Here is a 22,116-nt window from a genome sequence, read left to right on the forward strand (position 1 = left end):
TTGGTGTAAACGCCAGTTCGATCAATTTCTTTGTGTTGTGTACCATGGTAGCTATCGAAATCGAGTCGGATGCATCGGCAAACATGAGCGAAACGGCAGCATTTGAGGAAGACGTCGTCGTCACGGCGTTGCATGGGTTCTCGCTGGACGAGAGCCGGTCTTATACGGAGCAGGTGCACGCGCTGCTGCGCCACGCGATCGTGCGGGGCGCGCTGCCGCCGCATACCGCGCTGTCGGAGGCCGTGATCTCGACGACGATCAAGGTCAGCCGCACGCCCGTGCGCGAGGCGTTCGCGCAACTGGCCGACGAGCGGCTCGTGCAGATCCACCGGAAGGTCGGCACGTTCGTCGCGCCGATTCCGGTGTCGATCCTCGAGGAAGGGCGGTTCGCGCGCAGCACGCTCGAATGCGCGAACCACGTCGAGCTCGCGCAGAAAATCACGGCGGAACAACTCGCGGAGCTGTCGCGGATCATCGACGCGCAGCGCGCCGCGGTGGCCGCGCACGATGTCGAGGCCTTCTTCGAACTGGACGAAGCGATGCACGGCCGGATGTTCGCGTTCGCGGGCCGGCCGCACGTGTGGGAAATGCTGCAGCCGATGAAGCGCCAGTTCGACCGCGTGCGCTGGCTGCTGCTCGACCGCGTCGAGGATCATGCGCGCCGCGCGCTGCAGGAGCACGAGCAGATCCTCGCGCATATCGCGTCGCGCAACATGGCGCTGCTCGGCGCATCGGTCGCGACGCACGTCGACCGGATCGGCTCGCATCTGCCGGACGTGCGCAGCCGCGCGCCTCATTACTTTGTCGACTGAATCGCCCGCTGGAGGAGCGCAGTGAAAATCGAACGCTTGCAGACCATCGTCACGTGTCCGGGCCGGAACTTCGTGACGGTGAAGATCGTGACCGACGAAGGCGTCTACGGTCTCGGCGACGCGACGCTCAACGGGCGCGAGCTCGCGGTGCGCGCGTACCTGGAAGACCATGTATTTCCCTGCCTCGTCGGCCGCGACCCGCGCAACATCGAGGACATCTGGCAATACCTGTATCGCGGCGCGTACTGGCGGCGCGGGCCCGTGACGATGACGGCGATCGCCGCAATCGACATGGCGTTGTGGGACATCAAGGGCAAGCTCGCGGGCATGCCTGTCTACCAGCTGCTCGGCGGCAAGAGCCGCGACGGCCTGATGGTGTACGGCCACGCGAACGGGCGCGATCACGAGGAAGCGGTCGATGCGGTGCGTGCGCATATCGAGGAAGGCTTTCGCGCGATCCGCGTGCAGTCGGGCGTGCCGGGGCTCGACAAGGTGTACGGCGTCGGCAAGACCGCGGGCGCGTACGAACCCGCCGAAAAGGGCCTGCCGCCTGAAGAGCCGTGGGATACCGCGCTCTACCTGCGCCATACGCCGGACCTGTTCCGCAAGGTGCGCGACGCGGTCGGCGATGCGCCGCACCTGCTGCACGACGCCCATCACCGGCTTACGCCGATCGAGGCCGCGCGGCTCGGCCGCGATCTCGAGCCGCATCGTCTCTTCTGGCTGGAAGACGCGACGCCCGCCGAGAACCAGGACGCATTCCGCCTGATCCGCCAGCACACGACGACACCGCTCGCGGTCGGCGAAGTGTTCAACTCGATCTGGGATTGCAAGGACCTGATCCGCGATCAGCTGATCGACTACATCCGCGCGACGATCGTGCACGCGGGCGGGATCACGCACGTGCGCCGCATCGCCGACTACGCGGCGATGTACCAGGTGCGCACGGGCTTTCATGGTGCGACCGACCTGTCGCCCGTCTGCATGGCGGCGGCCGTGAACTTCGGGCTGTGGGCGCCGAACTTCGGCATCCAGGAACTGATGCCGCACAGCCCGCTAACTGATGAAGTGTTTCCGCACAGCTATCGGTTCGAGGACGGTTATCTCGTGATGGACGACGTGCCGGGCCTCGGCGTCGACATCGACGAGGCGCTGGCCGCGAAGTACCCGTACGAGCGCGCGTACCTGCCGGTCGCGCGGCTGCGCGATGGGTCGATGTGGAACTGGTGAGCGGCGAAGAATCGAAGGAGAGAACCGAAATGTTGAGCGTCGTTGTCGATCGTCCGAACAGCATGGGTGTGCGCGAGGTGCCGCTGCCCGTGCCCGCCGCCGGCGAAGTGCGCGTGAAGGTCCGTTATGCGGGCATCTGCGGGTCGGACCTGCATATCTTTCACGGCAAGAATCCGTTCGTGTCGTATCCGCGCATCATCGGCCACGAATTCGTCGGGACGATCGAGTCGGTCGGCGAGGGCGTCGATGCGGCGCGGCTCGGTGAGACCGTCGCGGTCGATCCCGTGATCAGCTGCGGGCATTGTCATGCGTGCACGATCGGCCGGCGCAACGTGTGCCGGCACCTGACCGTGCTCGGCGTGCATCGCGACGGCGGCTTCAGCGAGTACACCTGCGTGCCGGCCGGCAATGCATACCGGATTCCGGCGGAGATCGCCGACACGTGCGCGGCGATCGTCGAGCCGTTCGCGGTCGCCGCGAACGCGACGTCGCGCACCGGCGTGCTGCCGGGCGATGTCGCGCTGATCTACGGCGCCGGCACCGTCGGGCTGACGATCCTGCAGGTGCTCAAGCGCGTGTACGGCATCCGCGCGTTCATCACCGATCGGCTCGACGCGCGCCTGCAGCTCGCGCGCAAGTGCGGCGCGGCGGAGGACGAGATCATCAACACGAGCGTCGAGTCGTTGCCGGACGCGCTGGTGCAGCGCGGCGTCGACGGTGGCCCGACGCTGATCTTCGACGCGGTCTGCCATCCGTCGATTCTCGAGGAAGCCGTGCGGATCGCCGCGCCGGCGGGCCGGATCGGCGTGCTCGGCTTCTCGTCGGAGCCGTCGGCGATCGTGCAGGCCGAGCTGACGAAGAAGGAACTGACGCTCGCCGCGTCGCGGCTGAATTGCGCGATGTTCCCGCAGGTGATCGACTGGATCGGCCGCGGGCTGATCCAGCCGGAGCATATCGTCACGCACAAGGTGGGTTTCCGCGACGTCGCGCAGGCGTTCGAGATGGCCGAGCAGCGGCCTGCCGAGAGCTGCAAGATCCTGCTCGATTTCGCGGGCGGCTGATACCGGTTCGCGCCGCGAGCCGGGGCGGCGGCATCCGGTTCCGCATCGAACCGCACCACAAGAACTTCAGGAGACACGCAAGATGATCCGAATTCCGTTCGAGGAGTTGCAGGGCGCCATTTATCTCGCGCTCCTGAATGCGGGCATGAACGAGCACGACGCGGGCGTCTGCGCACGGGTTCATGCGGAGGCGACCTGCGACGGCGTCAATTCCCACGGCATCAATCGCGTCGCGCGCTTCGTCGACTACGTCCGCAAGGGCTGGGTGAATCTGCAAGGCGCCCCCACGCCGGTCAAGCGCTTCGGCGCGATCGAGATCCTGGACGGCAATCGCGGCCCCGGCATTCTCAATGCGTTGTCCGCGACCGAGCGCGCGATGGCGATCGCCGACGAGCAGGGCGTCGGCATCGTCGCGCTGCGCAACACGACGCACTGGATGCGCGGCGGGACGTATGGCTGGCACGCGGCGGATCGCGGCTACATCGCGATCTGCTGGACGAATACCGAATCCTGCATGCCGGGCTGGGGCGGCAAGAAACCGCGCGTCGGCAACAACCCGTTCGTGATGGCGGTGCCGCGGGACAAGGGCCCTATCGTGCTCGACATGGCCATGTCGCAGTACTCGTACGGCAAACTGCAGGCGACCCGCCTCAAGGGGAGAAACATGCCGTTTCCCGCCGGTTTCGACAGCGAAGGGAAACTGACCGTCGAGCCCGGCCCGATCGAGGCGTCGATGCGGATCCTGCCGATGGGGTACTGGAAGGGCTCGGGATTCGCGATCATGCTCGACGTGCTGGCCGCCGTGCTGTCGGAGGGGCTGGCGACGAACGGGATCGATGCCGTGCAGCAGGGAAGCTGCACCGGCTGCTCGCAGGTGTTCATCCTGATCGACCCGCGCAAGCTGGGCGGGGAAGCGTTCACGAACGAGGTCGCCGACGGCGTGGCCGATTACGTGAATACGTCGGAAGTCGCGGAAGACAGCGACGAGGTGCTGTATCCCGGGCAAAGCGCGCTGCGAACCCGCATCGAACAGCGGCGGCACGGCGTTGCCGTCGACGACGGAATCTGGGCCGACGTGCTCGCGCTGGCGGAGCGATGAGGCCGCCGAATCCGTGACGCGGCGCCGGCAGGCGACCCGGCCCGCCACGAGCATGCGAAACGTACCAGCGTACGGATCGATCCCGTCGCCGTCGATGTTCCTGTATTAATCCGGAGAACTGATCATGAAGGCGGACGTCACGCTTGCGCTCGGCGCAAGCACCGAAGCACTGCACGAAGATGCGTTGTACCGGAAGGTGATACTGAGGATCGTCCCGCTGTTTTTCCTCGGGTTCATCATGTCCTATCTGGACCGCGTGAACATCGGCTTTGCCAAACTGCAGATGGCGGCCGATTTCGGCCTGACGAATGCGTCCTTCGCACTCGGCGCGAGCGTGTTCTTCTGGGGCTACATGCTGTTCGAGATTCCGAGCAACCTGATCCTCCGGCGGGTCGGCGCACGCGCATGGATCGCGCGGATCATGATCACGTGGGGGATCGTGTCGACCCTGATGATCTTCTCGAGGAACGAAGCCGCGTTCTACTCGCTTCGCTTTCTGCTTGGCGTATGCGAGGCCGGGTTCGTTCCGGGCGTGATGTATTACACGAACACGTGGCTGCCCGTCCGGCGCCAGAGCGGCATGTATTCGCTGTTCCTGATGGCGTTGCCGATTGCCGTCGTGTTCGGTGCGCCGTTGTCCGGCGCGATCATGGAGACGATGGACGGCGTGGCGGGCGTCAGGGGATGGCAGTGGCTGTTCCTGCTCGAAGGGCTGCCGTCTGCAGTGCTGGGCGTCGTCATCCTGGCGCTGCTGCGGAACCGGCCGGCCGACGTCGATTGGCTGACGCCGCGCGAGAAGCAGATCATCGAAGCGAATGTCGCGAAGGAGGCGGCGTTCAAGTCGCATCGCGTCGCGGATGCGTTCCGGACACCGAAGATCTATGCGCTGATCGTCGTGATGATCCTCTTCAACACCGCATTCTATGGACTGACATTCTGGATGCCGACGCTGTTTCATGATGCCGGCGTCGCGAACAGCCTGGATGTCGGGCTGTTCACGGCCATCCCGTTCGGCGTCGCGGCGATCTGCATGTACATGAACGCGAAGGTCGCGGAGCGGTCCGGGCGGCTGCGCAGGCACGGCGTGGTGCCGGTCGCGCTGGCCGCCGTCGGCCTGTTCGTCGCGACGGTGGCGCACGACAGCTTCTGGCTCGCGCTGATCATGCTGACCGTCGCGACGTCGGGCATCCTGTCGCTGATGCCGATCTACTGGACGCTGCCGGGACGCGTGCTGTCCAGTGCGGCCGCGGCGGCCGGCCTCGCGCTGATCAACGCGTGCGGGAGCCTGTCGGGGATCCTCGGCGCGATGATCATCGGCTATGCGGGCATCCGCACCGGCATGGCGATCCTTGCCGGCTTCCTGTTGCTATGCAGCGTCGTGTTCTACCGGGTCTGTCCGCCGACGGCGGAATGACGTCGAGCCGGGCCCGGCTTCCGACTGCCCGGGCCGTCAGAACGACACCGTCGTCGTCAGCGTGACGAGTCGCGGCTCGCCGACCGCGACGATCAGGTTGTTGTTGCTCGACGGGTAGTAGGTCTTGTCGAGCAGGTTCTTCACGTTGAGCTGGAAGCGCGTCGGGAACTTGCCGATCGTCGTTTCGTAGGCCGCGAACGCGTCGACGGTCACGTAGCCGGGCAGCGTGAAGCTGTTCGCGGTGTCGCCGGAGCGTGTGCCGACCAGGCGTGCGCCGCCGCCGAAGCGCCAGCGGCCGGGCAGGTTCGCGATCGCCGTGTCGTACACCGCGAACAGGCTGCCCGTGTGGCGCGCGACGTTGACGAGCGGCGTATTGCTGTCGCGATCGGTCGCGTTCGTATACGCATAGCTGCCGATCACGCTCAGGTGGCGCGTGATCTGCCCCGCGACGTCGAGTTCGATCCCGCGCGAGCGCGCGGTGCCGATCGTCGACGTGATGTCGCCGTTCGTGACCGCGACGTTGCGCTTGTCGATCTGGTAGACCGCGAGCGTGCCCGTGATCGCGGGCTTCAGGCTGAACTTCAGCCCGGCCTCGAGCACGCGGCCGTATTCCGGTGCGAGCGGTGCGGCGACGTTCGTTGCGACATTCGGCTTGAACGAGCGGCTCACGTTCGCATACGCGGTCAGCGCCGGCGTGAGCGCATACGCGAGCCCGAACTGCGGCAGCCAGACATTGCCGCGCGAGCGGTCGGCGAACACGAACGGCCGGCCCATCCCCGATTCCTGCTGCCAGTTTTCCCAGCGCAGCCCGCCGACCGCGGTGAGACGCTCGGTGAGCTTCACCGAGTCCTGCACGACCATCGAATATGCGTGCACCACCGAACGCGAATCGCTTTGCTTCGGGTTGGGTATGCCGCCCGGTGCGAGCAGACCGTACACGGGATCGTAGAGATTGAAGCCCGTCGTTGCCTTGCCGCGGATCGTGTCGCCGCGGAAGCTGCGCTGCCGCTCGTATTCGCCGCCGAGGTAGATCGCGTGGTTCATCCCGGCAAGCGTCACGTTGCCGAGCAGGCCGAGCGTCGCGATCTGGTCGGAGTCGTTGCGCCCGAGGTTGGCATCGGACGAGCGCGTCATTGCGCCCGTCTTGCTGTTGAACGAGTTGCCGCGGGTAATGTACTGGTCGTAGCGGTCGCGGCCCCAGCCGTAGGTCGCGCGCACGCGCCACGCGTCGGAGAAGCGGTGCTCGATGCGCGCACGCAGCGTTTCCTGGATGCCGCTGCTTTGCGACCATGCTTCCTCGTAGCGGCGATAGCGTAGCGCATCGTCGAGCTGGCCGTTCACGAGCACGGTGCCGCGATCGAACGGCGTCGTGTAGTCGACGTACTGGTAGCTGACGTCGACCGACGTGTTCGCGTCGTGCCACGACAGCGCGGGCGCGATCAGCGCGTCGCGCTGGCGGCCGAAGCTGCGCCAGTAGCGGCTCGTGTCGTATTCGCCGGTCAGCCGGAACGCGAGCGTGCCGCCCGCGACCTGGCCGGGCTTGCCGAGCGGGCCCGTGAGATCGAACAGCGCGCTGCTGCCGCCGTGGCTCGTGCGCGATGCGGAGATCGAGCCGCCGAACGTGTCTTCCGGCTTGCGCGTGACGAGGTTGATCACGCCGCCCGGGTCCTGCATCCCGTAGAGCAGCGAAGCAGGGCCCTTCAGCACTTCGACGCGGTCGATCGTCGCGAGATAGCTGTGCAGCACCGGCGTGCGCACGCCGTCGACGAGCACCGAGCCGTCGTTGTTCGATCCGAAGCCGCGCTTGGTGAACGCGTCGCGCGTGCCGCCGAGTGTGTTGGTCTGCGTGACGCCGCTGATGTTGCCGAGCACGTCGTCGAGCGAGCGCGCCTGCTGGTCCTGCATCACGCTGCTGCTGACCACCGCGACCGATTGCGGAATCTCCTTGAGCGGGCGGTCGTTGCCGCCCGCGATGCTGGTGGTGCGCGGCTGATAACCGATCGTCGGATCGACGGCCGCCGATGCGTTGACGCTGATGGCCGGCAGTTCGTGTTCGGCGGGCGTCGTGGGCGTCGATGCGGATGCGGACGCAACGGGTTTGGCGTTGGCGGGTTCGGCGGCGTCTGCATGCGCGCCGCTTGCGACGCAAAGCGTGATCAGGGCAGGCAGGCTCGTGCGCCACGGACGAAGGGTCCGGGCGCGGCGGGTGGTTCGACGGGATGGCATGAATCGATGCAGGACGGCGTGCTAAGGATCGTGTCGCGGGCCGCAGCACTGCGCCGCAACCGGGATGCGGATGATATATGTAATGAGAATTATTTGCAATTGTAATGAGATGGTCGGCGGCGGGCGGGCCTTGGTTGCCGGGCCGTCGACCGTCTGCTACCGTAGCGGCCAAAATCAGACGCAGTGAAATTCAATGAGAGCCGGGGGCCGCACCATGTCATCTTCCTGTCACGTCGCGTTCGGCGCGACGCAACGTACCGCACTCGACCATGCGGGTGGTGAAGTGATCGCAGCCGTGTTCCGCCATTCGAACGATTAAAACGGAAGCGAATTCATCTGGCGTTATGCCGGGCAGCCGGCACCGCGCCGCTTTCAATCATTTCAACCACCAAGCCTGACGGGAGACCACCCAATGAAAAAGATTTCCGCGCCGTTCGCGACGGCCGCGCTTGCGGCGTGCGTGATGCTGGCGGGCGTTCACCAGAACGCCTGCGCCGCATCGTCGGACGAGCCCGCGATCGATGCGCGCTACAGCGTCGTGATCGAGGCCTATACGCAGGACATGGCCGCCGCGAAGACGAAATACGACGGCAAGCGCCTCGCGTTCGTCGGCGCGGTGATCCGGATGGGCAGCGATCCGGGCGGCACGTACTTCGGCGCGCTGACGACCGACGGCGGGCAGTTCGACACGCATTTCGACGTGGCCGACCAGGCCGCGCTGAAGCCGAAATTCCCCGGCGGCGAGATCAAGCCGTTCACGGCATCCGCGAACTTCCGCTTCAGTTGCGTGAACGAAGGCTATCTCGACGCGCCGGTGCTGCCGGGGTTGAAGCTCTCGCACTGCCGGCTCGCCGATTGAGGTAGTGCGGGGGCCGGCATTCAGAACTTCTGCTGGATGCCGGCCATCACGCCGAGCTGATTCATCCCGGTGCCGACCGTCCCGCCGGCGGCGACCGCGTTCGCGGCCAGCGTGCTGTTGAACATGTAGCCCGCCGACGTATAAACGGTCGTCCGCTTCGACAGGAAATAGCTCGCGCGGCCGACGAGCAGCGTGGCGTTCGTGCCGCCTTTGCTGTTTTCGCGACGCTGCAGGTAGCGTACGCCCTGCAGGTCGAGCGCGAGGTAGGGCGTCGCATAGTACGTGCCGCCGGCGAACACGATGTCGGCCTGCAGGTGTTCGGCCGCCGCGAGGTTGCGGCGGATCCACCCGGCGCCCAGTTTCGCGGGGCCGATCTTCACGTAGCCGGCGACGATGTCGCGCGTGTCGGTGTACGCCGGATTGTTCAGCGGCGCGAGCGCGCCGCCGCCGCCGCGCATCACGTCGTGCGATGCGGCCAGCCCGAAATTGCTCGCGTCATAGGCGAGCATCGCCGTGTATTGACGACAGGCGACGATGTCGCCGGGCACCTGTCCGGCGCAGCCCGTCGCCGACGGTCCTGCCGGCCCGGCCGCGTCGCGGCCGAAACTGTAGGTGGCGCCGAGCGTCACGCCGTGGAACGTGCCCTTGTAGCCGATCGCATTGTCGCTGCGCGCGTTCGGCAGATAGGAGTCGAAATCCGCCATCGAATGAATCGACGGACCGATCACGTCGGCATTGGTCAGCACGATCATCGACATGTTCATCTGGCGGCCGAGGGTCAGCGCGCCGAAGGGGCTGTTCACGCCCACGTTCGCCTGCCGCCCGAACAGGCGCCCGCCGTAGTTCAGCGCGCCGGTGCCGGGCTGGAAGCCGTTTTCGAGCACGAAGAAGGCCTGGTAGCCGCCGCCGAGATCCTCCGTGCCTCTCAGGCCCCAGCGTGACGGCACCTCGCCGGTCAGCGTCGGCATCCCGGTGAACGACCCGCCGTGCGCGGCGTTGTTGTAGTAGGACACGCCGGTATCGATGATCCCGTACAGCGTGACGCTGCTTTGCGCGCAGGCCGGTCCGGCCAGCGCCGTCGCCGTCGCGAGTGCGGCGCCCAGTTTCGTTTTCATTGCTGTCTCCAAACGTTATGTAGATATACTTATCGATTTTTTTATGCCCCGAACACGTCCGGGATACTGACGGGTATCGGCAAGACTGCGGGCGTCGCGCGTTACGACATCGCCGGATCGCGTTGCCGGTGCGGTGCCGCGGCACGCGCGCCCGCCACGGCGACGGCGATCGCCGCGCCGACCATCGGAACGAGGAACGCGAGATAGAGATGAGGCACGGACCAGCCGTCGTCCAGCAGCGCACCGACCGTCATCGGCGACAGGATCGCGCCGAGGCGGCCGATGCCGACCGCGAGGCCGATGCCGGTCGTGCGGATCTCGGCGGGATACGGTGTCGGTGACAGCGCATACATGCCGGCCACGCACGCATTGATCACGGCACCGAGGAGCACCGCGACGGTCATCCCGATGCCGAGGGAGCCCGTGTTCGCACCGAACACGACCATCAGTGCGCCGCCCAGCAGCAGCGTCGCGCGCAGCAGGTTGCGCAGGCCGAACCGCGTCGACAGCAGGCTGAACAGCGAGGCGCCCGCAATGCCGCCGAGATTGAGCAGTACGCCGCCGGTCACGCCCTGCGACGCCGACAGTCCGGCCTGGACCAGCAGCTTCGGCGTCCAGCTCACGACGAAGTAGAAGCTGCCCATCACGAGAAAGAACGCGATCCACAGTGCGATCGTGCGACGCGTGAGCGGTGCGCGCAGCACGGCGGTCCAGCTCGACGCGGGGTTCGCCGTGTCGACGGAAGCAGTCGCAGCCGGCAGCGTGTCGATCGGTGCGTGCTTCATTCTCGCGAGGATGCGGTTGATTTTCTGCAGCGCGTTGTCCGGACGCCGCGCCAGCAGGAAGTCGAGCGATTCCGGCAGCAGCGCGAGCACCATCGGGATCGACATCAAGGTCAGGATGCCGCCGAACGCGAACACGCTGCGCCATCCCCACACCGACAGCAGGTAGCCGGCGACGACGCCGCCGGCGGTGGCGCCGATCGCGTAGCCGGTCGACTGCATGCCGATCGCGGCGCTGCGCCATTTGTTCGATGCGTACTCGCCGCTGATGACGGTCAGGCTCGCCAGCATGCCGCCGATGCCGAGCCCCGTATAGGCACGCGCGATCGCGAGTTGCAGCGTGCTGTGCGTGGCCGCACAGGCAAGCATCCCGGTCGAGATCACGGCGAGGCAGAGCAGGATGATGCGGCGGCGGCCGACCCGGTCGGCCAGCGGCGCGATCAGCACCGAGCCGATGCCCATGCCGGCCAGCCCGGCACTCAGCAGCAGGCCGATTTCCTTGCCGCTCAGTTTCCATTCGGCCGCCAGGTGCGGCGCGGCAAACGCGATGGCCAGCACGTCGAACCCGTCGAGCATGTTCAGCACGACGCAGGCTGCGACAGCCGTCGTCTGGAACGCGCTCATCGGGGATTCGTCGAGCGTATTGCGGATATTTGCGCTCACGTCAAAGATCCTTCATAAAAAATAGTATGACTAATTGAATAGGACGAAATCGAAGCCGGCAGTAGCGAATGGGACGAAAGCGAAGGCGTGGGTTGACGGGCAACCAGGGAGCACCCGCCGCGACCGGCAGGCGTCGTTCGCGCGCCGGCGCGAGGGTTACGCGGGTTCGGGTTGCAGCAGCAGCCGCTCGATCACGCGCCGTGCGCGATTGGGTCCCGCGTCGACGTGAATGTCGATCTGGTGGCGGCCCGGAAACCGCATCTGGTTCCGGTATTGCGCTTCGATCACGGTCTTGTCCTCATCGAACGTCGCCGCGGATTGCTCGATGACCGTTTGCGCGACGCGTTCGACATCGTGTCGCGGATTGGTCGCGACGGTCCAGAAGTAGTGCGTCGTGGTGTCCGTCTCGGGCGTGATGCCGTGGAAGCCGCGCATGTGAAAGCCGCCGCGCGCCGGATCGAGCAGGTCGCCGGTGCCGGCGTCCATCGCGCCGGTCCAGATCCGGATATGCGACACGTGGAATTCGATTTCCTGCCAGCGATCGACGCGGCCCGCGAACGGCCATGCGGCGGTGTAGGTCGGCGGCGGGTCGGAATCCGGCATCCGGCGGACCAGCGTCACCGTGTCGCCGTCGGTGCTGACGCGGGTTTCCGCGCCCATGTGCAGCGGCGCGTTGCCGCCGATCGTTTTCAGATGGACATAGCCGAGGTGGCTCAGGTCCATCAGGTTGTCGTGAATCAGCTGATATGGTGCGTCGTAATGGTAGTTGCCGCCGCCGAACCGGTATTGCGGATCCGTGTGGAACGCATAGCGCGGCGGCGCGCAGGTCGGTTGGGCGTGCGCGTCGGCGCCGATCCAGATCCACACGATGGCGTCCTGTTCCTGCACCGGATACGCCGATACGCACGCCTTCGCCGGAATCCGGTCCTGGCCGGGAATCTCCACGCAGGTGCCGCCGCGGTCGAACAGCAGCCCGTGGTAGCCGCAGCGCAGGCCGCGCGCTTCGAGCGAGCCGCACGACAGCGGTAGCGACTTGTGGCAGCAGCGATCCTCCAGCGCGCCGACTTCCCCGGACGGCAACCGGAACAGGACGACCGGGCGGCCGAGCAAGGTGCGGGCGACGGGTTTGTCCGTCAGTTCGGATGACAGCGCGGCGACCCACCATCGGTCGATCGGGAATTTAGTTGTATTGATCGGTGGTCGGGCATCTTGCTCCATTGATCGTCTCCGGTATTGTGGTTGGCCGCCGCGTGTCGGGCGGTCCGTCTACAGATCGAGTACCAGCAGGTCGGTTCGGGATCGCGAACAGCACGGCATGAATTGGTCGCCGGCCGCTTGTTCCTCCTCCGTCAGATACGAATCGCGATGATCGGGCTCGCCTTGCAGCACGCGCGTCACGCAGGTCCCGCATACGCCTTGCTCGCACGACGTCAGCACGTCGACGCCGTTGGCCGCCAGCGCCGCGACGACCGTGCATTCGGCCGGCACGTCGATCACCTTGCCGCTGCTCGCGATCCGGACCTGGAACGCGCGATCCGCGCCGGACGTCGCAACCGCGCCGCCGAAGAACTCGTAGTGCAGCCGCTCGTCGGCCCAGTTGCGCTCGCGCGCTGCGTTCAGCACCGCATCCATGAAGCCGCGCGGGCCGCATACGTACAAGTGCGTGCCGTCAGGCGCGGCGGCGAGCACTGAGGCCAGGTCGAAGCGTTGCGCGGGGTCGCCGTCGTCGACATGGAAGCGGGCGCGGTCGTTGAACCCGGCTGCGTTGATCCGCTCGACGAAGGCCATGCGATCGGTCGAACGCGCGCAGTAGTGCATGTCGAATGGCATGCCGGACGAGAACAGCCGTTCCGCCATGCAGAGAATCGGCGTGACGCCGATCCCGCCCGCGAGCAACAGATGGTGCGGTGCGTCGGGGGCGAGCGGGAATTGATTGCGCGGCATGCCGATCCGCACGGTGTCGCCTTGCCGGACTTCGTCGTGAATGGCGCGCGACCCGCCGCGGCCCTCGGCATCGCGCAGCACGGCGATCTGATAGCGATCGCCGTGCTCCGGGTGATTGCACAGCGAGTACTGGCGCACGAGCCCGCCCGGCAAATGCACGTCGATATGGGCGCCGGCGTCGAAGCGCGGCAATGGCGAACCGTCATCGCTGACGAATTCGAAGCCGCAGATGTCGCGCGCTTCCTGCCACTTGCGGGCCACCCGGACCGTCAGCGTCGCGGCGCTCATGACGCCTCCTTGATGTGCGCGAGCGGAATCACGGGCCGCTGCGGGTTCGACGCGTTTTCGTCGGCGAGCAGCCGTTCGATCACCTTGCGCGACAGCACGCCGCCGGCGTCGATGTTGAGCTTCAGCAGCTTGCGGTCCGGCCACTTCTCGAGATTGAGCTGCTGGCGCTCGAGCATCTCGAGATCCTCGGCGAAGATCTTGCCCTGGCCCTCGCGGATCTCGGCGGTCAGCGCGTGATCGTCGGGCCGGAAGTTGCGCGCCATCCCCCAGAAGTACCAGATCGAGGTGTCCGTCTCGGGCGTGATGAAGTCGACCACGATCGACGACGCCTTCAGGTCGGCCGGCGCGTCGTAACCGCCGTGTCCCGCGTGCGCGACGCCCACTTCGATCATCACGTGGCTCGGCGGCGTGAAGCGGCAGATCTGCCAGCGGTCGACCGGCACGTCGTCGGCGAGGCCGTTGCCGCGCAGCGCCATCCGCCAGAACGGCGGCGGCATCACGTTCTCCATGAAGCGGCTCGTGACGACTTCGTCGCCGTGGCTGGTCGTCTTCGGCGGCGCTTCGTCGATTTCCTTCTGGCCGATGCTCGTCGCATGCACGTAGGTCTCGTGCGTGAGGTCCATCAGGTTGTCGATCATCAGCCGGTAGTCGCAGCGGATGTGATACAGGCCGCCGCCGTGCGCCCAGGCCGGATCTTCGGCCCACGACAGCGCGGGCAGCTTGCCGGGATCGGCTTCGGACGCATCGCCCGGCCAGACCCAGACGAATCCGTACCGCTCGACTACCGGGAAGCTGCGGATCGACGGGAATCCGCCGACGCGCTGGCCCGGCATGCCGGCCGTCTTGCCGTTGCAGCCCATTTCCAGCCCGTGATAGCCGCACACGAGCACGCCGTCGCGCACGAATCCCAGCGACAGCGGCGCGCCGCGGTGCGGGCAGAAGTCCTCGAGCGCGGCGACCTGGCCGTTCGCCGCGCGGTAAAACACCATCGATTCGTTGCAAATCTTGCGGCCCAGCGGCTTGCCGTCGATTTCATCGGGCGTGCACGCCACATACCAAGCGTTCTTGAGAAACACGTTCATCGTCTCCTTCGGGGCGGTGCCGCTGGTACGCGGCAGTTCTTCATTCCGTGTACTGAATGAGATTCAGTGTACTCATTGAGATTGGCCGGGGCAAGGCGAGCGGTATACTGGTTTTCCCGGGAAATGGCGCGAGGCAGCGCCATGCCGTGGGCGCACGCAACAGCGTGCGCCGCCTATGTCATCGACTCATTCATGGAAAAAACGAATCCCGCCGACGCACCGGCTTTCCCGCTCGATCTGTACGACGAACCCGGGCACCTGATCCGGCGCGCCCATCAGATCGCGGTTGCGATGTTCTACGAGAAGCTGGGCCGGGACGTGACGCCGGTGCAGTACGCGGTCCTGCGGATGCTGTACGAGTGTCCGGGGCTCGATCAGGTGACGCTCGCGCAGCGGGTGGCGCTCGACACGTCGACGACCGCGGACCTCGCGGTCCGGCTCGAAGCGAAAGGATTGATCGTTCGCGAAGTGCTGCCGCGACGTCAGCGGCGCTTGCTGCTGACACCGGCGGGCGTCAACCTGCTTACGCACCTGATTCCGTCGGTGCAGGAGCTGCGTGCCGGCCTGTTCGACGGCATGGGCGAGGACGATTCGCAGGAACTGATGCGCCTGTTGCGCAAGTTCGTCCACTTGAACAACGAGCAGAGCCGCGCGCCGCTGCGGGTCGGCGAGGAGTAGTAGCGGCTGATTTCCGCGCGATGGAAGAGGGCATGCGGCAACGCGGCAGCAGCTTCGCGCCGCCTGCCTGCATTACGGGCGTGACGCTTCCCCTTCCAGCCGCCGCACCGCTTCCGCGACCTCGTTCCTGAAGCGCACGAGCGCCGCCTGTTCCGGCGCGGGCGGCTGCACGGCGGCCCACAGCATGTCGATCAGCTGCGTGGCCGTGGTTTCCGTATCGAGCTTGCGGTGCCCGAGGATCGCATCCCACAGCACGTGCTCGATCGGCCCGAACACCATCGAGCGCAGCAGGCTCAGCGGCAGGTCCGCGCGGACCTGCCCGGCCGCCTGGCCGCGCGCGAGCACGTCCATCAGCGGCGCCGTATAGCGGCGCTGCAGCGCGGTGAGTTCGTCGCTCAGCGCATGCTGCTTCGCACGGCCTTCCGACAGCACCAGCGCGCACAGCCCCGTGCCGTTCACGAGCATCAGCCGCAGGTGGGTGCGCACGATGAACGCGAACTGCTGCTGCACCGACGCATCCTGCGGCATCCCGTGCTCGAACGCGGCGATGATTTCGTCGTACCAATCCGCGATGACGCGCGCGCACAGCTCGCGCTTGCCGCGGAAGTAGCTGAACACCGTCGCCTCGGATACCCCCACGCGCTGCGCGATCTCGGCGGCCGTCGCATGCTCGTAGCCTTTTTCGGCAAACACTTCACGACCGGCGCGCAGGATGTCCTGCACGCGCTGCTGGGATTTGCGCCCGGCGGGCGCGCGCGGCGTGTCGGCGCGGTCGGCTTTGACGGTGGCGGTCATGGTGTCGGCGGTAGCGGCTGTCATGTCGGCATGATATCTGAGTGTCACTCAAAAAACTATTGACGCCGAACCGGACGAGGCGCGAAACTGTGCAAAATTTCCGCTGTATTGGTCAATGAATCGACGCATTCATTCGATTTGAGCGAAACTCAGAAATCGGTGCGTGCGACACACTTTCTGGAGACGGAGGAGACATGATCAACCTGCCCGGCGTGCAATTCATGCTCGGTGAAGACATCGAGATGCTGCGCGATGCCGTCGCGACGTTCGCGGCGAAGGAAATCACGCCGCGCGCGGCGGAGGTCGACCGCACCGACCAGTTTCCGATGGATCTGTGGAAGAAGTTCGGCGATCTCGGCGTGCTCGGCATGACGGTCGCCGAGGAGTACGGCGGCGCGAACATGGGCTACACCGCGCACATGGTCGCGATGGAAGAGATCTCGCGCGCATCGGCGTCGATCGGCCTGTCGTACGGCGCGCATTCGAACCTGTGCGTGAACCAGATCCACCGCAACGGCACCGAAGCGCAAAAGCAGAAATACCTGCCGAAGCTCGTGTCGGGCGAACACATCGGCGCGCTCGCGATGAGCGAACCGAATGCCGGCTCCGACGTCGTCAGCATGAAACTGCGCGCCGACAAGCGCGGCGACCGCTACGTGCTGAACGGCACGAAGATGTGGATCACCAACGGCCCCGATTGCGACACGCTCGTCGTCTACGCGAAGACGGACGTCGAAGCGAATGCGCGCGGCATCACCGCGTTCATCGTCGAGAAGGGGATGAAGGGCTTCTCGGTTGCGCAGAAGCTCGACAAGCTCGGCATGCGCGGCTCGCACACGGGAGAGCTGGTGTTCCAGGACGTCGAGGTGCCGGAAGAGAACATCCTCGGCCAGCTCAACGGCGGCGTGAAGGTGCTGATGAGCGGCCTCGACTACGAGCGCGCGGTGCTGTCGGGCGGCCCGACAGGCATCATGGCCGCATGCCTCGATGCGGTCGTGCCGTATATCCACGACCGCAAGCAGTTCGGCCAGGCGATCGGCGAATTCCAGCTGATCCAGGGCAAGGTCGCCGACATGTACACCACGTTCCAGGCGTGCCGCGCGTATCTGTACGCGGTCGGCCGCCATCTCGACTCGGCGGGCAGCGACCACATTCGCCAGGTGCGCAAGGACTGCGCGGGCGTGATCCTCTATACGGCCGAGAAGGCGACGTGGATGGCCGGCGAGGCGATCCAGATCCTCGGCGGCAACGGCTACATCAACGAATACCCGGTCGGCCGCCTGTGGCGCGATGCGAAGCTCTATGAAATCGGCGCCGGCACGAGCGAGATCCGCCGGATGCTGATCGGCCGCGAGCTGTTCGCGGAAACGATGTAACGCCCCACGTCACGCGAACGGAGCCCCGTCGATGCCGATCATCGAATCCAGACTGAACCCGCGTTCGGAAGACTTCCGCGCGAACACCGAGGCGCTCGAGGCGGTCGTCGCCGACCTGCGCGCGAAGATCGAACAGCTCGCGCAGGGCGGCGGCCAGGCCGCGCGCGACAAGCACCTGTCGCGCGGCAAGCTGCTGCCGCGCGACCGCATCGCGCAATTGCTCGATCCGGGCGCGCCGTTCCTCGAGCTGTCGCAGCTCGCGGCGAACGGCATGTACAACGACGACGCGCCGGGCGCGGGCGTCATCACCGGGATCGGCCGGATCGCGGGCCGCGAGTGCGTGATCGTGTGCAACGACGCGACGGTCAAGGGCGGCACCTACTACCCGATCACCGTGAAGAAGCACGTGCGCGCGCAGGAAATCGCCGCGGAAAACCGGCTGCCGTGCGTGTACCTCGTCGATTCGGGCGGCGCGAACCTGCCGAACCAGGACGACGTGTTTCCCGATCGCGACCACTTCGGCCGCATCTTCTTCAACCAGGCGACGATGTCGGCGGCCGGGATCGCGCAGATCGCGGTCGTGATGGGCTCGTGCACGGCGGGCGGCGCATACGTGCCCGCGATGAGCGACGAGTCGATCATCGTGAAGGACCAGGGCACGATTTTCCTCGGCGGGCCGCCGCTCGTGAAGGCCGCGACCGGCGAGGAAGTGAGCGCCGAGGACCTCGGCGGCGGCGACGTGCACACGCGCCTGTCGGGCGTGGCCGACCATCTCGCGCAGAACGACGCGCATGCGCTGTCGATCGCGCGCAACATCGTCGATCATCTCGCACCGAAGATCGCATCGCCGGTGGCGCTGCGCGAGCCGAAGCCGCCGCGCTACGACGCGAAGAGCCTGTACGGCGTGATTCCCGTCGATACGCGCAAGCCGTTCGACGTGCGCGAGGTGATCGCGCGCATCGTCGACGATTCCGAGTTCGACGAATTCAAGGCGCGCTTCGGCACGACGCTCGTCACGGGCTTCGCGCACATCTGGGGCCATCCGGTCGGGATCGTCGCGAACAACGGCATCCTGTTTTCCGAATCGGCGGTGAAGGGCGCGCATTTCATCGAGCTGTGCTGCCAGCGCAAGATCCCGCTCGTGTTCCTGCAGAACATCACGGGCTTCATGGTCGGTCGCAAGTACGAGAACGAAGGCATCGCGCGGCACGGCGCGAAGATGGTGACGGCCGTGTCGAACGCGAAGGTGCCGAAGTTCACCGTGATCATCGGCGGCTCGTTCGGCGCCGGCAACTACGGGATGTGCGGCCGCGCATTCGGGCCGCGCTTCCTGTGGATGTGGCCGAACGCGCGGATCTCGGTGATGGGCGGCGAGCAGGCCGCGTCGGTGCTCGCGACCGTGCGTCGCGACGGTATCGAGGCGAAGGGCGGCGAGTGGTCGACCGACGAAGAGGAAGCGTTCAAGCAGCCGATTCGCGACCAGTACGAGCGCCAGGGCCATCCGTATTACGCGAGCGCGCGGCTGTGGGACGACGGCGTGATCGATCCCGCGCAGACGCGCGACGTGCTCGGTCTCGGCCTTGCCGCATCGATGAACGCGCCGATCGACGATACGCGCTTCGGCGTGTTCCGGATGTAACGAGGAGAGCGGACGATGCGATACGAAACCATCAAGGTCAACGAAGCAAACCGCGTCGCGACCGTCACGCTCGCGCGTCCCGACGTGCGCAACGCGTTCAACGAGACGACGATCGCCGAGCTGACCACCGCGTTCGAATGGCTCGACGCGCACGAAGGCGTGCGCGCGATCGTGCTCGCGGCGGAAGGCACCGCGTTCTGCGCGGGCGCGGACCTGAACTGGATGAAGAAGATGGCCGGTTACTCGGACGACGAGAACCGTGCCGATGCGCGCAAGCTCGCGCGGATGCTCGAGGCGATCCATCGCTGCGGCAAGCCGGTGATCGCGCGCGTGCATGGCGACGCGTATGCGGGCGGCGTGGGCCTCGTCGCGGCGGCCGATATTGCGATCGCCGCCGACGGCGTGAAGTTCTGCCTGTCGGAAGCGCGGCTCGGGCTGATTCCCGCGACGATCGCGCCGTACGTCGTGCGCGCGATGGGCGAGCGCGCGGCGCGCCGCTACTTCACGACGGCCGAGGTGTTCGACAGCGCGCGCGCCGCTTCGATCGGTTTCATTCACGACGCGGTGCCGGCCGATACGCTCGACGAAACGGTCGCGAAGCTGGCCGCGACGCTCGTCGCGAACGGCCCCGACGCGGTGCGTGCGTGCAAGCAACTCGTCGCCGACGTGGCCGGCCGCGCGCTCGACGCGACGCTGATCGAGCAGACCGCCGACTGGATCGCGCGCACCCGCGCAGGCGCGGAAGCGCGCGAAGGGATCGCGGCCTTCCTTGAGAAACGCACGCCGTCGTGGCGTGAATGACGTCGTCGTGACCCACTCTTTCCGGACGAAACCGAAGCCATGTTCGACAAGATTCTGATCGCCAACCGCGGCGAAATCGCGTGCCGCGTCGCCGCGACGTGCAAACGTCTCGGGATCGCGAGCGTCGCCGTCTATTCCGACGCCGATGCGAACGCGAAGCACGTGGCCGCATGCGACGAAGCCGTGCATATCGGCGGCTCGGCGGCCGCGGACAGCTATCTGCGCATCGAGCGCATCATCGAAGCCGCGCGCGCGACCGGTGCGCAGGCGATCCACCCCGGCTACGGCTTCCTGTCGGAGAACGAAGATTTCGCGCATGCGTGCGAAGCGGCCGGCATCGTATTCATCGGGCCGCCGGTCGACGCGATCGCGGCGATGGGCTCGAAGGCTGCCGCGAAGGCGCTGATGCACGCGGCCGCCGTGCCGCTCGTGCCCGGCTATCACGGCGACGACCAGGACACGGGCAACCTGCATCGCGAAGCCGACGAGATCGGCTATCCGGTGCTGCTGAAGGCCAGCGCGGGCGGCGGCGGCAAGGGGATGCGCGTGGTCGAGCGCTCCGACGATTTCCCGGCGGCGCTCGCGTCGTGCCAGCGCGAGGCCGCGAGCAGCTTCGGCAACGACCGCGTGCTGATCGAGAAATACCTGACGCGCCCGCGCCACGTCGAGGTGCAGGTGTTCGGCGACACGCACGGCAATACCGTCTACCTGTTCGACCGCGACTGCTCGGTGCAGCGCCGTCACCAGAAGGTGCTCGAGGAAGCGCCGGCGCCGGGCCTGCACGACGACGTGCGCCGCGCGATGGGCGAGGCGGCCGTCGCGGCCGCGCGCGCGGTCGGGTACGTCGGCGCGGGCACCGTCGAATTCATCATGACGGGCGACGCGTTCTACTTCATGGAAATGAACACGCGCCTGCAGGTCGAGCATCCGGTCACCGAGATGGTCACCGGGCTCGATCTCGTCGAATGGCAACTGCGCGTCGCGTCCGGCGAGCCGCTGCCGTTGCAGCAGGACGAACTGCGCGTGCAGGGTCACGCGCTCGAGGCGCGCCTTTATGCGGAGAACCCCGCGCGCGGCTTCCTGCCGTCCACGGGTACGCTGAAGCACCTGCGGCTGCCGAACGGCGTCGAGTTCGACATCGGCGCAGCGGTGCGTGTCGACAGCGGCGTGCGCGAAGGCGATGCGATCACGCCGTTCTACGATCCGATGATCGCGAAGCTGATCGTCCATGGCGCAGACCGCACGGAAGCGCTGAGCCTGATGCTGCGCGCGCTGCGTGCGTGCGAGGTGGTCGGCCTGCATACGAACGCCGCATTCCTGCAGCGGATCGTCGCGTGCGAGCCGTTCGCGACGGCCGATCTCGATACGGGCCTGATCGAGCGCAACCACGACGCGCTGTTCGCCCCGCAACAGCCGCCGCGCGCGACGCTCGCGCTCGCTTGCGCGGCGCTGCTCGCGCGCGAACGCGGCGCGGCCGCGCAGGGGGCATCGCCATGGGGCGCGCTGCCGGACTGGCGATTGAACGGCGGCTATCGCCGCACGCTCGAATGGCATGCGGTCGATCGCGAAGCGGACGTGACGGTTGCGTATGAAGACGACGGCGCCGTTGCGCGCATCGCGGCCGGCGACGCGGCCGCGCAGCCGTTCGCATGGACGCGCGGCGCAACGCCGCTCGATTTCGACGTGACGCTCGGCGGTGTGCGCAGCAGCGGCCGCGTGTATGCGGACGGCGACACGTTCCATGTGTTCACGCAGGGCGCGGCCGAGACGTTCGAATGGCGCAACCTGCTCGCGCATGCTGGCGACACCGAACAGGGCGGCGGGCGTTTGACCGCGCCGATGCCCGGCAAGGTGATCGCGGTGCTGGTCGAACCGGGCCAGAAGGTCGAAGCCGGCACGCCGCTGATCGTGATGGAAGCGATGAAGATGGAGCACACGATCGGCGCGCCGAGCGCGGGCGTAGTCGCGGAAGTGCTGTACGGCGTCGGCGACCAGGTCGCGGATGGCGCGCAGTTGCTGATGATGGCGGAAGGCTGATCGACGCTTTCGCTGTGCGCGGGTCGGCGGCTGCCGGCCCGTGAAAACCGCTTCGCGCATCACCGCACGCTGGTGGTTGCGACAGGTGCTGCTTCGATTGCATCGACACGCCGGCGCCGCACGAATCTTTCGATCGAATTACGTTTTGCCGGCGAAATCCATACTTCCATCGAACGCGTGGCCCGTTGCGCCACACCCTCCCGCCGCACGTCCAT

18 protein-coding genes are annotated in these 22,116 nt (G+C 66.7%); 11 read left to right on the forward strand and 7 right to left on the reverse strand.

Annotated elements, in window-relative coordinates:
- The first annotated feature begins 83 nt into the window (after positions 1-83).
- The 5 genes from ACM6JT_RS34780 (at position 84) to ACM6JT_RS34800 (ending at position 5,616) form a co-directional block, all read left to right on the forward strand.
- The gene (locus ACM6JT_RS34780) at positions 84-812 is read left to right on the forward strand and encodes a GntR family transcriptional regulator (RefSeq protein WP_414858172.1); all 729 of its coding nucleotides are present in this window, start codon (positions 84-86) and stop codon (positions 810-812) included.
- A 21-nt stretch (positions 813-833) separates the two neighbouring features.
- Entirely contained in the window at positions 834-2,042 is a 1,209-nt protein-coding gene (gene manD / locus ACM6JT_RS34785; protein WP_414858173.1) for a D-mannonate dehydratase ManD, read from the forward strand.
- A gap of 29 nt (positions 2,043-2,071) precedes the next feature.
- Positions 2,072-3,103: a Zn-dependent oxidoreductase gene (locus ACM6JT_RS34790; RefSeq protein ID WP_414858174.1), complete on the forward strand. Its 1,032-nt coding sequence runs from the start codon at positions 2,072-2,074 to the stop codon at positions 3,101-3,103.
- Between the two features lie 82 nt (positions 3,104-3,185).
- A complete protein-coding gene (yiaK, locus tag ACM6JT_RS34795) occupies positions 3,186-4,202 on the forward strand; it encodes a 3-dehydro-L-gulonate 2-dehydrogenase (RefSeq protein WP_414858175.1) in 1,017 nt (338 codons plus the stop codon).
- A 124-nt stretch (positions 4,203-4,326) separates the two neighbouring features.
- Positions 4,327-5,616, forward strand: coding sequence for an MFS transporter (locus ACM6JT_RS34800; RefSeq protein WP_414858176.1), 1,290 nt, complete (start codon positions 4,327-4,329; stop codon positions 5,614-5,616).
- Between the two features lie 36 nt (positions 5,617-5,652).
- Here the strand turns inward: ACM6JT_RS34800 and ACM6JT_RS34805 are convergent, their stop codons facing one another.
- The gene (locus tag ACM6JT_RS34805; protein ID WP_414858177.1) at positions 5,653-7,842 is read right to left on the reverse strand and encodes a TonB-dependent siderophore receptor; all 2,190 of its coding nucleotides are present in this window, start codon (positions 7,840-7,842) and stop codon (positions 5,653-5,655) included.
- Positions 7,843-8,254: 412 nt separating this feature from the next.
- Between ACM6JT_RS34805 and ACM6JT_RS34810 the strand changes: the two genes are divergently transcribed.
- Positions 8,255-8,701: a hypothetical protein gene (locus ACM6JT_RS34810; protein WP_105390255.1), complete on the forward strand. Its 447-nt coding sequence runs from the start codon at positions 8,255-8,257 to the stop codon at positions 8,699-8,701.
- Between the two features lie 20 nt (positions 8,702-8,721).
- On the opposite strand, the gene ACM6JT_RS34815 is transcribed toward ACM6JT_RS34810, so the two are convergent.
- From ACM6JT_RS34815 to ACM6JT_RS34835, 5 genes are all read right to left on the reverse strand, one after another.
- Positions 8,722-9,816, reverse strand: coding sequence for a porin (locus ACM6JT_RS34815; RefSeq protein ID WP_034180873.1), 1,095 nt, complete (start codon positions 9,814-9,816; stop codon positions 8,722-8,724).
- A gap of 101 nt (positions 9,817-9,917) precedes the next feature.
- A complete protein-coding gene (locus ACM6JT_RS34820) occupies positions 9,918-11,261 on the reverse strand; it encodes an MFS transporter (protein WP_414858178.1) in 1,344 nt (447 codons plus the stop codon).
- Positions 11,262-11,417: 156 nt separating this feature from the next.
- Positions 11,418-12,479, reverse strand: a complete 1,062-nt coding sequence (locus ACM6JT_RS34825; RefSeq protein ID WP_034180871.1) for an aromatic ring-hydroxylating dioxygenase subunit alpha — start codon at positions 12,477-12,479, stop codon at positions 11,418-11,420.
- A 48-nt stretch (positions 12,480-12,527) separates the two neighbouring features.
- Positions 12,528-13,493: a PDR/VanB family oxidoreductase gene (locus ACM6JT_RS34830; protein WP_034180870.1), complete on the reverse strand. Its 966-nt coding sequence runs from the start codon at positions 13,491-13,493 to the stop codon at positions 12,528-12,530.
- Positions 13,490-14,569, reverse strand: coding sequence for a Rieske 2Fe-2S domain-containing protein (locus ACM6JT_RS34835; protein WP_414858259.1), 1,080 nt, complete (start codon positions 14,567-14,569; stop codon positions 13,490-13,492). The genes ACM6JT_RS34830 and ACM6JT_RS34835 overlap by 4 nt, the downstream gene beginning before the upstream one ends.
- Positions 14,570-14,767: 198 nt before the next feature.
- On the opposite strand from ACM6JT_RS34835, the gene ACM6JT_RS34840 reads away from it, so the two are divergent.
- Positions 14,768-15,253 carry a MarR family winged helix-turn-helix transcriptional regulator gene (locus tag ACM6JT_RS34840; protein ID WP_414858179.1) on the forward strand — a complete coding sequence of 162 codons (486 nt, stop codon included), beginning with the start codon at positions 14,768-14,770 and terminating at the stop codon, positions 15,251-15,253.
- Between the two features lie 72 nt (positions 15,254-15,325).
- On the opposite strand, the gene ACM6JT_RS34845 is transcribed toward ACM6JT_RS34840, so the two are convergent.
- On the reverse strand, positions 15,326-16,072 hold the full coding sequence (locus ACM6JT_RS34845) for a TetR/AcrR family transcriptional regulator (RefSeq protein WP_034180868.1): 747 nt from the start codon (positions 16,070-16,072) through the stop codon (positions 15,326-15,328).
- Positions 16,073-16,242: 170 nt separating this feature from the next.
- Between ACM6JT_RS34845 and ACM6JT_RS34850 the strand changes: the two genes are divergently transcribed.
- The 4 genes from ACM6JT_RS34850 to ACM6JT_RS34865 are packed head-to-tail and all read left to right on the forward strand — an operon-like array spanning position 16,243 to position 21,901.
- Positions 16,243-17,424 carry an isovaleryl-CoA dehydrogenase gene (locus ACM6JT_RS34850; protein ID WP_034180867.1) on the forward strand — a complete coding sequence of 394 codons (1,182 nt, stop codon included), beginning with the start codon at positions 16,243-16,245 and terminating at the stop codon, positions 17,422-17,424.
- Between the two features lie 31 nt (positions 17,425-17,455).
- Positions 17,456-19,063: a carboxyl transferase domain-containing protein gene (locus ACM6JT_RS34855; protein ID WP_217590197.1), complete on the forward strand. Its 1,608-nt coding sequence runs from the start codon at positions 17,456-17,458 to the stop codon at positions 19,061-19,063.
- Positions 19,064-19,078: 15 nt separating this feature from the next.
- Positions 19,079-19,864 (forward strand): enoyl-CoA hydratase/isomerase family protein, encoded by a 786-nt coding sequence (locus tag ACM6JT_RS34860; protein WP_034180865.1) that lies wholly within the window; start codon positions 19,079-19,081, stop codon positions 19,862-19,864.
- Positions 19,865-19,903: 39 nt separating this feature from the next.
- Positions 19,904-21,901 (forward strand): acetyl/propionyl/methylcrotonyl-CoA carboxylase subunit alpha, encoded by a 1,998-nt coding sequence (locus ACM6JT_RS34865; protein WP_414858180.1) that lies wholly within the window; start codon positions 19,904-19,906, stop codon positions 21,899-21,901.
- Positions 21,902-22,116 lie beyond the last annotated feature (215 nt).

This window comes from Burkholderia sp. IT-111MI5 (genome assembly GCF_949752865.1).
Taxonomy (GTDB): Bacteria; Pseudomonadota; Gammaproteobacteria; order Burkholderiales; family Burkholderiaceae; genus Burkholderia; species Burkholderia pyrrocinia_C.